12 protein-coding genes are annotated in these 14,509 nt (G+C 43.3%); 8 read left to right on the top strand and 4 right to left on the bottom strand.

Features of this window, described 5'->3' with window-relative positions; translation table 11 throughout:
- Window positions 1-333 precede the first annotated feature (333 nt).
- The 3 genes from HMPREF2685_RS00995 to nrdI all read left to right on the top strand — a co-directional run bounded on the left by HMPREF2685_RS00995 (window position 334) and on the right by nrdI (window position 4,600).
- Window positions 334-3,141: a GbpC/Spa domain-containing protein gene (locus HMPREF2685_RS00995; RefSeq protein ID WP_024055260.1), complete on the top strand. Its 2,808-nt coding sequence runs from the start codon at window positions 334-336 to the stop codon at window positions 3,139-3,141.
- Window positions 3,142-3,567: 426 nt separating this feature from the next.
- Window positions 3,568-4,083, top strand: coding sequence for an ABC transporter permease (locus HMPREF2685_RS00990; RefSeq protein WP_049516112.1), 516 nt, complete (start codon window positions 3,568-3,570; stop codon window positions 4,081-4,083).
- A 61-nt stretch (window positions 4,084-4,144) separates the two neighbouring features.
- Window positions 4,145-4,600: a class Ib ribonucleoside-diphosphate reductase assembly flavoprotein NrdI gene (gene nrdI / locus HMPREF2685_RS00985; RefSeq protein ID WP_070464722.1), complete on the top strand. Its 456-nt coding sequence runs from the start codon at window positions 4,145-4,147 to the stop codon at window positions 4,598-4,600.
- A 242-nt stretch (window positions 4,601-4,842) separates the two neighbouring features.
- Here the strand turns inward: nrdI and HMPREF2685_RS00980 are convergent, their stop codons facing one another.
- Window positions 4,843-5,088, bottom strand: coding sequence for a hypothetical protein (locus HMPREF2685_RS00980; protein ID WP_023919916.1), 246 nt, complete (start codon window positions 5,086-5,088; stop codon window positions 4,843-4,845).
- A gap of 153 nt (window positions 5,089-5,241) precedes the next feature.
- Complete coding sequence (gene argS, locus HMPREF2685_RS00975) at window positions 5,242-6,930, bottom strand: arginine--tRNA ligase (RefSeq protein WP_070464719.1); 1,689 nt, start codon at window positions 6,928-6,930, stop codon at window positions 5,242-5,244.
- 104 nt (window positions 6,931-7,034) lie between these two features.
- Between argS and argR the strand changes: the two genes are divergently transcribed.
- Together argR and mutS are read left to right on the top strand one after the other, a co-directional pair.
- A complete protein-coding gene (argR, locus tag HMPREF2685_RS00970; protein ID WP_023919910.1) occupies window positions 7,035-7,475 on the top strand; it encodes an arginine repressor in 441 nt (146 codons plus the stop codon).
- A gap of 120 nt (window positions 7,476-7,595) precedes the next feature.
- Entirely contained in the window at window positions 7,596-10,145 is a 2,550-nt protein-coding gene (mutS, locus tag HMPREF2685_RS00965; protein WP_049523190.1) for a DNA mismatch repair protein MutS, read from the top strand.
- 33 nt (window positions 10,146-10,178) lie between these two features.
- On the opposite strand, the gene HMPREF2685_RS00960 is transcribed toward mutS, so the two are convergent.
- Window positions 10,179-10,634 (bottom strand): DUF3021 domain-containing protein, encoded by a 456-nt coding sequence (locus tag HMPREF2685_RS00960; protein WP_049474159.1) that lies wholly within the window; start codon window positions 10,632-10,634, stop codon window positions 10,179-10,181.
- Complete coding sequence (locus HMPREF2685_RS00955; RefSeq protein WP_049523189.1) at window positions 10,628-11,068, bottom strand: LytTR family DNA-binding domain-containing protein; 441 nt, start codon at window positions 11,066-11,068, stop codon at window positions 10,628-10,630. The genes HMPREF2685_RS00960 and HMPREF2685_RS00955 overlap by 7 nt, the downstream gene beginning before the upstream one ends.
- Before the next feature lie 248 nt (window positions 11,069-11,316).
- Here HMPREF2685_RS00955 and mutL point away from each other — a divergent pair, with 248 nt between their 5' ends.
- Genes mutL through HMPREF2685_RS00940 form a run of 3 tightly spaced genes read left to right on the top strand, consistent with a single transcriptional unit; the run spans window position 11,317 to window position 14,450 of the window.
- Entirely contained in the window at window positions 11,317-13,260 is a 1,944-nt protein-coding gene (mutL, locus tag HMPREF2685_RS00950) for a DNA mismatch repair endonuclease MutL (protein ID WP_070464718.1), read from the top strand.
- A gap of 20 nt (window positions 13,261-13,280) precedes the next feature.
- Complete coding sequence (gene ruvA, locus HMPREF2685_RS00945; RefSeq protein ID WP_013904320.1) at window positions 13,281-13,874, top strand: Holliday junction branch migration protein RuvA; 594 nt, start codon at window positions 13,281-13,283, stop codon at window positions 13,872-13,874.
- Window positions 13,875-13,883: 9 nt separating this feature from the next.
- Window positions 13,884-14,450 carry a DNA-3-methyladenine glycosylase I gene (locus tag HMPREF2685_RS00940; RefSeq protein ID WP_070464717.1) on the top strand — a complete coding sequence of 189 codons (567 nt, stop codon included), beginning with the start codon at window positions 13,884-13,886 and terminating at the stop codon, window positions 14,448-14,450.
- Window positions 14,451-14,509 lie beyond the last annotated feature (59 nt).

Below are 14,509 nucleotides of genomic sequence, written 5' to 3'. Positions count from 1 at the left end.
TGTTTCAGCCGTCAAATCTAATCTATTGGTATAAAAAGATACTTCCCCTTAAAAAGCCTTTCGGTGAAATTTATAAAAAGAGAAAGTGGCTTGAAAACCTTTGAAAATAAAGGTTTTTTCACAGGTGCTTACATATATTTTCAACTAAAAGATGAGGAAGGTCCGGAAGCTTTGGTATTTCAAGTTGTTATATCTTTAAAGTAAAATAAAAAATTAAATCAACAAATATTTAAAAATGGTTGATTGTGCTACAATAGAGTTAACTGGCAGTAGCATATTTTTGCCTCTACAGTGAGATTTTTTTAAACATAAATAAAAAGGAGAGTTTTGAAAATGAAAAGCTATCGTGAACATGTTTCGAAGCAGGAAAAATTTTCAATTCGTAAGTTGTCAGTCGGTGTTGTATCATTGGCCATCGCTGGATTGGCTACTGTTAATACCTACGGAGCAGAAGTGAAAGCGGATGAGGCAACAGCACCTGCAACTGAAGCAACCACTACAGAGACAACAACAAGTGATGCAGCTGTTGCAACAAGTTCTAAGTTGACATCTACAACTGTTACAGAAGGAAATAAAACAGTTACGACTACTTATGTAGAATCACCAGAACTTGAAAAAGCAAAAGCTGATGCAGCTACAGAAGGTGTGACAGTTACAGAAGAAGCTGAAAAAGTCCAACCATCTATCGCAGCAGCAGAAGCAGATAACAAAGCCCAAACAGCTGAAATCAACACAGTCGTTGAAAACTACAAAAAGGCCAAAGCTGAGTATGAAGCAAAATCTCAAGAAATCACATTGATTGAAAAGAGAAATGCGGAAGCAGAAGCAGATTATCAAAAGAAAGTAGCAGAGTACAATCAGCAAAAGGCAGCTTATGATAAAGCTTTAGAAGAGTACAATGCTAAAAAGGCAGCCTACGATGCTAAAGTAGCAGAAAAAGCAGCAGCAGATAAGGCCAATGCAGAAGCTAAAGCTAAGTATGATGCAGAAATGGCTGTTTACAATACAGCTAAAGCGCAATACGATAAAGATTTACAAGAATACCAAACTAAGAAAGCACAATACGATAAAGATAAAGCAGCTTATGATCAATTGGTAGCGAAGAAGGCAGAAGAAGATGCTGCAAAAGCTAAGTATGAAGTTGAGCTTGCAAAATATAATGTAGACCTAGAGCAATATGGTAAAGATTTTGCTACCTACCAAACAAAACTTGCTGAATATCAAACAGCTTTGGCACAGTACAAAGATGCTAAAGCAGCCTATGATAAGTACATGAATGATAATGGTTTCCAAGATCTAAAAGATGTAGAAACTGTTCAAGATTTGACCTTCCAACGTGAAGGTGGAGCCATTCATACTATCAATGGCATCAGCGCTTATCTCACTCGTGATGCTCAAGCGCGTTTAAATACAAGCAATGTCCATCAGTATGATTCCAATAAATTGGAAGCTTCAGAGATTGTAGCAACTAGTCCTTGGGCCAATAATGAAACTGAGTTTATTCAAGTTAAGGAAGGCGATAAATTTGTTGTTACTTATGATAACTTGAATCAGTCCAGCATGCGTGAAAATACGGATATGCATCCGATCAAGCGCGTGATTTATCGCTATGAAATTTTGAGCCTCCCATCAAATGACGGTAAAGGAATTGCAGCTGTTAGCTCAGATCCAACTGTAACACTAACAGTCGGTGCTTCAACAGACCAAAACAAACCCGTTAAAGTTGCTGTAGATGTTGAATTCTATGATGGTAATGGCAATAAGTTTGATTTGACACAGCACAATGCGATTGTCGCTTTGAACTCCCTTAACCACTGGACAGGTGCTTCATATGTAGATAGTGGGGATAAACCTCGTGCCCTTACAGTAGAAGCTAAAGATAAAAATGGCAACACCGTTCGTGGAACTTGGAACCCATATGCAGATGGTTCTTCCATGAGCATTGAGAACAATGCGGTTGTTGTTAAAAATGGAAAAGCAGACTTTGGTACGGCTGATGTCACTATCTCTGCTGAAAACCCAATCAAGATCGTGGCACAAAAAGCAACGTGGAATGGTAGTGAATTTACAGTTAGTGAAGAAACTGTTATTGACGCAACTTCAGTCAATGCTTCAGGTGCTGGGAATGGTCACTCTATCGGAACAGATGAGTTCACATTAGACGGTAAAGATGATGTGATCGGTTCTTATACGATTGATCCAACTTCAGGACGGATCATCTTCACGCCTAAGAAGAAATTTGAAAATGTAGAGCACCAAGAGTCTGTAAATGTTGGAAATAATAAATACATTCCAATTCCAAACTCAAGTGTTTCTTATGACTCTGCTACAAAAGAGGTGACATCATTTAAAGATAACCAATACATTGAACATGGATCTATCTTTAATGGTGAATCTTCAACGACTCTTGAAGGTTGGGACAATCCATCTTCTCCATACCTCTATTATGGTGGAGCAGGGTTGAAGATGTCTGATGGTCACTTGGTATTTACGGCCAATGGAGCTAATGCTGCTGGTCAGCCAACGGTTTACTGGTTTGCGATTAACTCAAATGTTGGTATTCCAAAAAATCCAGGTGAAGCGCCAAAAGAGCCAACAAAACCAACAGAACCAAAGGCTCCAACTCCACCAACGATTACAGTGGAAAATCTACCTGCAGAGCCAACGAAACCAGAAGAACCTAAATCACCAACTCCGCCAACAGCACCTAACTACACTGTGATTACGGTCGATGTGGAGGAACCAAAAGCTCCAACTCCACCAAAAGCTCCAACCCCACCGACTCCTGGAGTCGTTCCAAATACGAATCCGGTGAAACCGGAAGCTGAAGTGAAATGGCATAAGAATAAAGTGGTAACGGAAACAGATATTCCAACCCCACCAACACCAGTTCCTCCAACTCCACCAACTCCATACAACCCACCAACACCAATTGTTCCACCTACACCAATCGTTCCACCAACTCCAGAGGTTCCAACCGAACCAACTCCTGAAGTTCCGGAACAGCCTGTACAACCTGCGCAACCACAAACACCTGCGCTTCCAAATACAGGTACAGAAAGCTCAACTGCAGCTGTTCTTGCAGGTGCGATGGCTGGATTGCTTGGATTGGGTCTTGCACGCAAGAAAAAAGAAGATTAATTCTTGTTTCTTTCGTTCATTCATCTAAATAAAGAAAGTCAGAAGGCAAGTCCTTCTGGCTTTTTTGATGGAGTGATGACCAAATAGTTGAGAAATAGAACAGAATAGTTTTTGGATAAGGAGAGGAAATGGCTTTTATAGACCAAATCGTGTCGAAATGAAGCAGAATAGAAATGGATGACACAAGAAGAAGAGAATGAGGTATACTGGTGGTGTTCGAATGAAAGTTTATAGGACTCCGTTATATCTCTAATCATTCCAATGATACAGTTGCGATGGCTTTTCATCTTTTGCACACATTACTTTTCCAAATGAATTTCATTTGAACGTATCAGTGATCAGGCAAGTGCTTCCACGATTTTGAGGCGCTTGCCTTTCTATCTGTATCGCGATATAATAGGGTGTAAGAAATGAAAAGGAGTTTGTATGAAAAAGAAACCTATCTATCTTTACATCCTGTTATTTTTCTCTACGGTTGGAACCCTAACATCAGCTGTCTCAACCTTTGGAGCTTCAAAGAGTTTTGAGCTGACAGATGATTTTGCGAAACAACTTGGTTTAACAACGGCTCAAGACAAGGCTGACTATGTGACATATTATGAGAAATCAGCCCAACTCAATCAGTCTCCACTAACCTTTTTATTTGTTTCCTTGATTCTGATTGCCTTACTGGCAACTTTCTATTTCCTCTTTATGAAGCAGGATCTGTTAACAGCCCATTATACTTACATGGGGCAGATTTTATTAAGTCAAGCCTTCTCTTGCTATAATTATTTTGCAGGGCGTCCGCTATTGGCTAGTTTTTCAAACCCGTCCCTTCGTCAACGATATCTAGCATCTTCGTCCATTGCTTTGTTGCTCTTGACTGCTTTATCTCTTCTCTTCCTTGGAATTGTTTTGTATAAAACCTTGCGTTTGAGAAAAGCTCAAGCTACGGCATAATAGATAAGTTTGAATGGAGCTCTCTTAGAGGATAAGAGAGCTTATTGATTGGAGAAAAAAGATGAAAGTATCCTTTGTTTATATTAGTCTGAGTGGGAATACAGAGAGTTTTGTCCGCCGTTTAAGTGACTATTTGCTGGAGGCCCATCCCGGACTTGAAATCGAGAAAGTTCATGTGAAAGACCTAGTCAAAGAGGGCCAGCCCTTCTTTGAAATGACCAATCCTTTTATCACTTTTTTGCCTACCTATTTGGAGGGTGGAAATGGTGTCGACAATGGCGATGTGGAAATTTTGACGACAGATGTTGCGGATTTTATTGCTTTTGGAGACAATGCCAGCAAGTGCTTAGGAGTGGTTGGATCAGGCAATCGGAATTTTAACAATCAATATTGTTTAACCGCTAAGCAATACAGCCAACGCTTTGGTTTCCCCATGTTAGCCGATTTTGAAATGCGGGGGATGTTGGGAGATATTAAAAAAGTAGCTGCCATTGTAGAAGATTTGTATCATCTGTAAAATAAAGAGAGGCTGGGACAGAAATCGGTAATTCGTTAGAATTCGATTTCGTCGTCCCACCTCCGCACAGTTGAGTAGGACTGTAAAAGCTGATGAAAGCAGCGTAGTAGAGCCCACTCAACCACTGCGTCTTGCTCGACAATCCAAAAATAATTGAGAGGCTAGGACTTTTGTCCCAGCCTCTTATTTGTTGCGACTGAATAGAAGAGGAGTCACATTTTATATGACTCCTCTTCTATGGCTTATTTTAATTTTTCTGTGATTTCTTTAGCAAGTAGGAGTCCCAATCGATAGTCTTTGTTGATGGCATGGATGACATCGTTGATATTGTCGGTCTCTTGGATTTTTTCCTTGATGCTATCTTTGAAAGCTTGATCTTTCAAGAGTTGCTCTTGTAAGAGCCGTTGTAGTTTTTCTCTTTCGTACTTGTTGAATAAAAAGAGGACCACTAAACTGATGAGGATTAAGATGTAAACGGTTTGATTCATAGATTTCTCCTGTATATAAAGGATTTGAAAATGTAGAGAATGAAGGGTATTAGGCATGAGAAAAGGAGTGAGAAAGAACTAAATTGAATCGCATTTAGTTTCTCCTCTCACTCCCATATGAGATGTTCTACTTATCAATCATTAGATAAGAAATTACATTTTCTCAGGGGCATCGACACCAAGTAAGCGAAGGGCTTCTTTTAAGACTACTGCAGTTGAGTAGCTAAGAGCAAGACGGCTTTCGCGTTCTGGGCTTTCATCCAAGATACGAGTGTGTGCATAGTATTTGTTGAAGGCTTGAGCCAAGTTGATAGCATATTTTGCGATCAAGGATGGATCATAGTTTTCAGCGGCACGTTTGACAACACGAGAGAAGTCTTGGAGAAGCTTGATGATTTCCCAGCTTTCTGGGTCGCTCAAGCTGTAAGTCGCATCTGTTGATGGTGTAAAGTTGGCTTTGCGAAGGATCGATTGGATACGAGCGTAAGCGTATTGAACGTAAGGTCCAGTTTCTCCTTCGAAGGATACCATGGCTTCGAGGTCGAAGTCATACCCGTTGCGACGGTCTGTCTTCAAGTCGTAGAATTTAACCGCACCAACACCGACTGCATGTGCCACTTCTTCCTTGTTTTCAAGTTCAGGATTCTTTTCTTCGATCTGAGCTTTGGCACGAGAGATCGCTTCTTGAAGAGTTGGTTCGAGAAGGATGATATTTCCTTTACGAGTTGACAATTTTTGGCGGTTTTTTGTCACCAAACCAAAGTCAACGTGGACCATATCGTCGCTCCAGTCAAATCCCATTTTCTTCAGAACAGCTTTCAACTGACGGAAGTGGTTGGATTGTTCTTGACCTACAGCATAGATGTTTTTCACAAAGTTGTAAGTCCGCGCACGATACATAGCAGTTGCGATATCGCGAGTGATATAAAGAGTAGCACCGTCTGATTTCTTAATCATAGCTGGTGGAAGGTTGACATCATCAAGCTCAACGATGCTAGCTCCCTTAGATTCTTTCAACAAGCCTTTGTCTTCAAGGATTTGAACCCCTTCATCCATCTTGTCGTTGTAGAAAGCTTCTCCGTTTAAGCTATCAAACTCAACACCGAGGAGTTTGTAGATACGGTTGAATTCCACCAAGCTTTCGTCACGGAACCATTGCCACAATTCAGTGGCTTCTGGATCCCCATCTTCCAATTTTTTGAACCATTTACGTCCTTCATCATCAAGCTCAGGATCGTTTTCGATTTCAGCGTTGATTCGAACGTAAAGTTTTAGCAATTCATCGATTGGGTTGGCTTCGACAGCTTCCTTGCTACCCCATTTTTTGTAGGCCACCATCAAGAGACCGAACTGTTTACCCCAGTCCCCTAAGTGGTTGATTTTAATCGTGTTGTAGCCCATTTTGCGGAAGATGTTTGAAAGAGCATCCCCAATAACGGTTGAGCGCAAGTGACCAACTGAGAATGGTTTTGCGATATTTGGACTTGAAAGGTCGATGGTAATGTTTTGTCCATGACCTTCGTCTTGTTGACCGTAGTCTGCACCTGCTTCGATGACGGATTTGATTACCTGATCAGAGATCTTAGATTTGTCTAAGAAGAAGTTCACGTAAGGTCCAGTTGCAACGACTTTTTCGAAGGCGCTTTGGTCGATCTTTTCAGCAATATCTGCAGCAATTGCTTGAGGAGCCTTGCGTTCCACTTTTGCAAGTGAGAAGGCTGGAAAAGCAATGTCACCAAGATCAGATGATTTTGGTTGTTCAAGCAAATTTAAAATAGCATCTTGGTCAAGAGAGTCAATCACTTTGGCCAATTCACTAGCAATGAGTTCTTTATTGTTCATATTAGCTCCTTAGTCCTTTTAACTATTATTTTAACACAATTCTGAGCGAATTTTCAATTTTTTTGGTATAATTTAAAGTATATTTATTCAAAAGTGGAGGTCCAATGAAAAAGACAGAACGTCACCTTTTGATTCAACAAATGATTCGAAATGAAAAATTGTCGACTCAAAAAGAGATTCAGGATCGATTAGAAGCAAAAGGAATTGCTGTAACGCAAACTACTCTGTCACGAGATTTGCGCGATCTGGGTCTAGTCAAGGTGAAACGAAAAGACCAGTTGTATTATATTTTGCCAAATGAGCCTGAGGTGGCAGAGATTTATATTATGTTGTCTAGCCATGCCAAGTCTGTCTCACGAGCAGAATTCACCTTGGTCTTGCGGACAGAGCTAGGAGAAGCAGCTCTCTTGGCCAATGGTGTAGATGAAATGTCAGATGAGCGTATTTTGGGAACAGTAGCAGGGGCCAATACCCTCTTGATTGTCTGCCGTGACCAAGAGGCAGCCATTGAAATTCAAAATGAAATTTTAGGGATGATGCAGTAGTCAAGCCCTGTTGGAGAGAAAGAGAGATGTCAAAAGGAGGAAGATAGTGAGCTATCTACTCCTGTTTTCATCTAAGGAGCTTGCGTCAGCAAATGATGCAACAGTAAGGAATAAAGAAGTATGACAGTAGAGAAAATATCCCCTGGAATGCAGCAGTATCTAGATATCAAAAAAGACTATCCGGATGCCTTTTTGCTGTTTCGAATGGGAGATTTTTACGAATTATTTTATGAAGATGCAGTGAATGCAGCTCAAATTTTAGAGATTTCCTTAACCTCACGGAATAAAAATGCAGAGAATCCGATCCCCATGGCGGGTGTTCCCTACCACTCGGCCCAGCAGTACATCGATGTTCTCATCGAACAGGGCTATAAGGTCGCGATTGCAGAACAAATGGAAGACCCCAAAGAAGCCAAGGGGGTCGTTAAGCGTGAAGTCGTACAGGTGATTACACCGGGTACAGTGGTGGATTCGACCAAGCCAGATAGTGAGAATAACTTCCTGGTTGCTTTGGATCGTTCAGGAAATGATTATGGGCTAGCCTATATGGATCTGGTGACAGGGGAGTTTCAGGTGACGACCCTCAATGACTTTAGCATGGTTTGTGGAGAAATCCGCAATTTACGTGCGCGTGAGGTGGTCCTGGGTTATGCCTTGCCAGAACAGGAAGAGCGTGTGTTTATTAGCCAGATGAATCTTTTGCTGTCACATGTAGAGACGGCGCTTGATGATGTTCAACTCTTAGGGGATCAGTTGAGTGAGCTAGAAAAGAAAACAGCTGGGAAACTTCTCCAGTATGTTCACCAGACACAAATGCGGGAATTGAGCCACCTAAAAAAAGCCCATCATTATGAGATTTGCGATTTCTTGCAGATGGACTTTGCGACCAAGGCTAGTCTTGATTTGACAGAGAATGCGCGAACGGGGAAGAAACATGGTAGCTTGTATTGGTATTTGGATGAAACCAAGACGGCCATGGGCGGTCGTTTGTTGCGGTCCTGGATTCAGAAACCCTTAGTCGATTTGAAACGGATTCGAGAGCGCCAGGACATCATTCAGGTCTTTATGGATCATTTCTTTGAACGGAGCGATTTGACCGACAGCCTCAAAGGGGTCTATGACATTGAACGCTTAGCGAGTCGGGTTTCCTTTGGCAAGATCAATCCTAAGGATCTCTTGCAGCTAGGAGATACTCTGGGGCATGTGCCGACGATCAAGTCGATTCTACTGGGGATTGGTGATCCAGTCTTAGATGTCTTGATTGCACGCTTGGATGAACTTCCTGAGTTGCACCGCTTGATTACCTCAGCTATTGCTCCGGAAGCGTCTGCTGTTATTACAGAGGGAAATATCATCCGTACCGGTTTTGACGAGCAATTGGATCAATACCGTGTCGTTCTTCGGGATGGTACTGGTTGGATTGCTGAGATTGAAGCCAAGGAGCGCGAAGCCAGCGGCATTACAGGTCTAAAAATCGATTACAACAAGAAGGACGGCTATTATTTCCATGTCACCAATTCTCAATTGAGTCACGTGCCTGCTCACTTTTTCCGCAAGGCGACCTTGAAAAATTCAGAACGCTTTGGTACGGAGGAATTGGCACGCATCGAAGGAGATATGCTTGAGGCGCGTGACAAGTCTGCTAATTTGGAATATACGATTTTTATGCGGATTCGGGAAGAAGTTGGCAAGTATATCCAACGTCTGCAACAGTTAGCTCAGGCGATTGCGACGGTTGATGTTTTACAAAGTTTAGCCAGCGTCGCTGAGTCACAACAGTTGAATCGTCCCCTCTTTCATGAAGAACGACGAATCACGATCGACAAAGGTCGTCATCCGGTTGTTGAGAAAGTGATGGGAGCCCAGTCCTACATTCCTAATAGCATCTTTATGGATGAAGAACGGGATATTCAGCTGATTACGGGGCCAAATATGAGCGGGAAGTCTACCTATATGCGCCAATTGGCGATCATTGTGATTCTTGCCCAAATTGGTTCCTATGTTCCAGCCCAAAAGGCCGAGTTGCCAATCTTTGATGCGATTTATACCCGGATCGGAGCTGCTGATGACCTGGTATCGGGTCAGTCTACCTTCATGGTGGAAATGATGGAGGCCAATCACGCTATTCGCAAGGCAACGCCCCAGTCCTTGATTTTGTTTGATGAGTTGGGACGGGGAACTGCGACCTATGATGGGATGGCTCTCGCTCAGTCCATCATCGAATACATTCACGATCGCACCGGTGCCAAAACCTTGTTTGCGACCCATTACCATGAGTTGACGGCACTCTCAGAGACTTTGACCCGTTTGGAAAATGTTCATGTTGCGACCTTGGAGCGAGATGGTCAGGTTACCTTCTTGCACAAGATTGAACCTGGCCCAGCGGATAAGTCCTATGGGATTCACGTGGCCAAGATCGCTGGTTTGCCAGAAGAGTTGCTGGAGCGGGCGGATGCGATTTTGACCAAGCTCGAAGGACAAGCCCAGCAAGTACCACTTGTGGATGCAACTCCTAAAAAGGAAGTGTCTTCGCAGGTTGCTGAACAAATGTCCCTCTTTGAGGAGGAGGCAGAAAATACGGTGATCACAGAATTGAAGAATCTGGACCTCTACAATATGACTCCGATGGAAGTCATGATGGCAGTCGCCGAATTGAAAAAGAAATTGTAAAAAGAAGATCCTCGTAATAGCGAGGATCTTCTTTTAGTGCTTAGCAATGCTTTGATTGATTTCTTGAACTTGTTTTTTATAAAAATGATGTGAGACCAACCAGATGATCACGTAAACAAGGGTGAATTCGACAATGAGTGAGAGGTAAAATCCGAGTCGTGCTGGAAACCAGCCGGCCAAGGTAGCTAGGGGAATAAACCCAAGTAACATGAGTAGGTAATGGCTCAGAGTAGCCCGTAAGAGGCTCCAGTCTTTTTGAAAGAGGAGACTTCCGAAGCTAAAGAGGACCCCAATCGCACCCCAAACGAGGGCACAATAGAGCATGACCAGTGAGCCGTGAACATGATGCAAGAACATCCAGCGACCGACTGCAGAGTTGGGACTTAAGGGAAGGTACAACTCAGGTGAGAAGAGGTAGGAAAAGAAGATGGATAAGATGAGCCCGATGAAAATCCCTTTTAGGGCGTCAGAAAAAGATTGTTTTAGCATGATAATTTCTCCTTAATGGCTTTCAAGTAACGACGGGAGGAGTAGGTCAGACTCCCGTTTTTAAGATAGATTTGAACGGATCCTCCACTGGTAAAGTGCAGGTGATCGATGGATTGGGTGTTAATAATTTCAGATTGGGAAATTTTGAGAAAGAAGGTCGGTAAGTCTTCAGATAGCTGATAGAGTGGTCCAGTCAGAATAAATTGATCTGTCATGGTCTCACCAATTACTTGCCGATTTTCAATGTAAAAACGTTGGAATAGCTGGCTTTCGATCAGATAAGCTTCCCCATCCTTTTTGGCACGTAAGCGCCCTTTTTGATCCAATTCTTCCACAAAGTCACGGATTTTCTCTACACGCGCAGACAGTGCAGGTGCTGTGATCATCACCGCTTCTTCTTGGAAGTGGGAATCAATGTGTACTTCAACTTTCATAAGATCGTTTCTCCCTCCTTTGGGTAAAGTCGGTTGGCCTGCTAGCCCGGCTCCTTCTTTACACTACTATTAAACACTTTTTCCAAAGGGAAGACAAGGGGATTTGTCTATGTGGTCATTTTCTTTGCCTATGCGGTTTTTTAGGAAGAAGATGGGGACAGCCTCTATTTTTTAAGAAAGGGAGTCTTGTGGATCTGTGGTATAATAGAGCTACATGTATCGGTGAAAAAATAGGTAAAGGAGCAGACATGTCACAGATTATTGAATTGCCAGAAGTCCTAGCCAATCAGATTGCGGCAGGTGAAGTGATTGAACGACCTGCTAGCGTGGTCAAGGAATTGGTTGAAAACTCGATCGATGCTGGAGCTAGCCAGATCGTTGTTGAAATCGAAGAAGCAGGATTGAAGTCGATTCGGATTACAGACAATGGGGAAGGAATTGCGCACGATGAGGTCGCTTTGGCCCTCCGTCGACATGCGACCAGTAAGATCAAGAGTCAAGCGGATCTCTTTCGTATTCGAACGCTTGGTTTTCGTGGTGAGGCCATGCCATCCATTGCTTCTGTCAGTATTCTAACCCTTCTAACTGCACAAGAAGGAGCTGCCCACGGGACCAAATTGGTCGCAAAGGGTGGCGAAATTGAGGAAGTGGAGCCAGCGACAAGCCCTGTCGGGACCAAGATCACAGTGGAAGATCTCTTTTTTAATACCCCTGCTCGTCTCAAGTATTTAAAGAGCCAGCAGGCAGAGCTATCCCATATCGTGGATATTCTCAATCGCTTGAGCTTGGCCCATCCTGAGATTGCCTTTACCTTGATCAATGATGGAAAAGAAATGACCAAAACAGCGGGGACTGGCAATCTCCGGCAAGCGATTGCGGGTGTCTATGGCCTTGCGTCTGCTAAGAAGATGGTAGCCATTGAAAACCGCGACCTAGATTTTGAAGTGACGGGCTTTGTGTCTTTGCCTGAATTGACTCGTGCCAATCGCAATTACATCAGTCTCTTTATCAACGGCCGCTACATCAAGAATTTCTTGCTCAATCGGGCTATTTTAGACGGTTACGGTAGTAAACTCATGGTGGGCCGCTTCCCACTTGCGATCATTAATATCCAGATCGATCCTTACTTAGCGGATGTCAATGTTCACCCTACTAAGCAAGAGGTTCGTATCTCCAAAGAACGAGAACTAATGGCCTTGATTTCCCAAGCCATTGCGAACGCTTTGAAAGAGCAGGACTTGATTCCAGATGCTCTAGAAAATCTAGCCAAGTCGACCATCCGCCGAACAGAAAAGCCAGTACAGACAACCCTTCCTTTAAAAGAAAACCGACTCTATTATGATCGAGAAAGTCAAGATTTCAAGCTTCGACCAGAGGTGGCAGATCCTCAACGGCCTCTAGCAGATGAGCTAACTGCTGATTCTACAAGCCAAGAAAACCCAGTAGAAAAACCGACAAGCGCGATCAAGTTTGCGGAAAGAAAGACTGCGGTTTATGATGAACTGGATCACCCAGAGTTAGATCTGGCTAGTCTAGACAAGGCCTATGATAAGTTGGATGGGGAAGAACATTCGACCTTCCCAGAGTTAGAATATTTTGGTCAGATGCATGGGACCTATCTCTTTGCCCAAGGAAATGGTGGCCTATATATCATTGACCAGCACGCGGCCCAAGAGCGGGTCAAATACGAAGAATACCGGGAGAGCATCGGGGATGTGGACGGCAGTCAGCAACAACTGCTGGTGCCTTATATCTTTGAGTTCCCTACAGACGATCTGATCCGCCTGCAACAGCGCAAGCACCTTTTAGAAGAAGTGGGCGTCTACTTAGAAGAATACGGAGCTAACCAGTTGATCTTGCGGGAGCATCCGATCTGGATGAAGGAAGAAGAGATCGAGTCGGGCATCTATGAGATGTGTGACATGCTCCTCTTGACCAAGGAAGTGTCCATCAAGAAATACCGGGCTGAGTTGGCCATCATGATGTCTTGCAAACGCTCCATCAAGGCCAACCACACACTGGACGATTACTCGGCACGCGACCTCATCTACCAATTGTCTCAATGTGATAACCCTTATAACTGCCCTCATGGCCGTCCGGTCTTGGTTAACTTCACTAAGTCGGATATGGAAAAGATGTTCCGACGCATTCAGGAAAATCACACCAGTCTGCGGGAATTGGGCAAATATTAATCAAACAATAAAGGAAGATTATGTACGAATACATTAAAGGAATCTTAACAAAAATCACCGCCAAATACATCGTGGTAGAAACAGCTGGAATAGGCTATCTCTTGCATGTGGCCAATCCCTATGCCTACTCTGGCAAAATGAATCAAGAGGTACAAGTCTACCTGCACCAAGTGGTCCGTGAAGATGCCCACCTTCTTTATGGTTTTGCAACCGAAGAAGAGAAACAGCTCTTTTTAAACTTGATCTCAGTCTCTGGGATTGGACCTGTCTCAGCTTTGGCTATCATTGCTGCAGATGACAATGCAGGCCTTGTCCAAGCCATCGAAAGCAAGAACATCACCTACTTGACCAAGTTTCCGAAGATCGGTAAGAAAACAGCCCAACAGATGGTTTTGGACCTAGAAGGTAAGATCAATCTTGATCTAGAAGATGCACCGGCTCAGTCCAAAGCCAAAGTTGCAGAAGAAAACCAAGCCCTTGAAGAAGCCATGGAAGCCATGTTGGCATTGGGCTACAAGGCAACGGAACTCAAGAAAATCAAGAAATTCTTTGAAGGAACTTCTGATACTGCTGAAAACTACATCAAGTCTGCCCTGAAGATGTTGGTCAAATAGGAGGTTCCTATGCCAAAACGTTGTGGCTGGGTCAAAATGACCAATCCGCTCTATGTAGCCTACCACGATGAAGAATGGGGTCGGCCCCTCCATGATGACCAGGCCCTTTTTGAGTTGCTCTGTATGGAGACTTATCAGGCCGGTCTATCTTGGGAAACGGTGCTCAATAAACGACAGGCTTTCCGAGAGGCTTTTCATGGTTACCACCTTCAAGCTGTTGCAGACATGACGGACGAGGAGCTGGAAGCTTTGTTAGACAATCCAGCCATTATTCGAAATCGAGCGAAGATCTTTGCGACACGGGCCAACGCCCAGGCCTTTTTACAAGTCCAGGCGAAATTCGGCTCTTTTGATGCCTATCTCTGGTCTTTTGTTGAGGGGAAAACCATCAACAATGATGTCCCGGATTACAGTCAAGCACCAGCGAAGACAGCTCTTTCTGAGAAGCTAGCCAAGGACCTCAAAAAGCGTGGTTTTAAGTTCACCGGACCAGTCGCAGTTTTATCCTACCTACAAGCAGCAGGATTGGTTGATGACCATGAGAATGATTGTGAATGGAAAAGTGGAAATAAGTAACTTTAGATGACTAGAACATCAGAGAATATAGAAAAAGAGAGTGGGACAGAAATCGGTAA

This window comes from Streptococcus sp. HMSC074F05, assembly GCF_001808725.1.
Taxonomy (GTDB): Bacteria; Bacillota; Bacilli; order Lactobacillales; family Streptococcaceae; genus Streptococcus; species Streptococcus parasanguinis_I.
The sequence above is the reverse complement of the archived record's forward strand: the minus strand, read 5'-3'. Positions and strand labels throughout refer to the sequence as shown.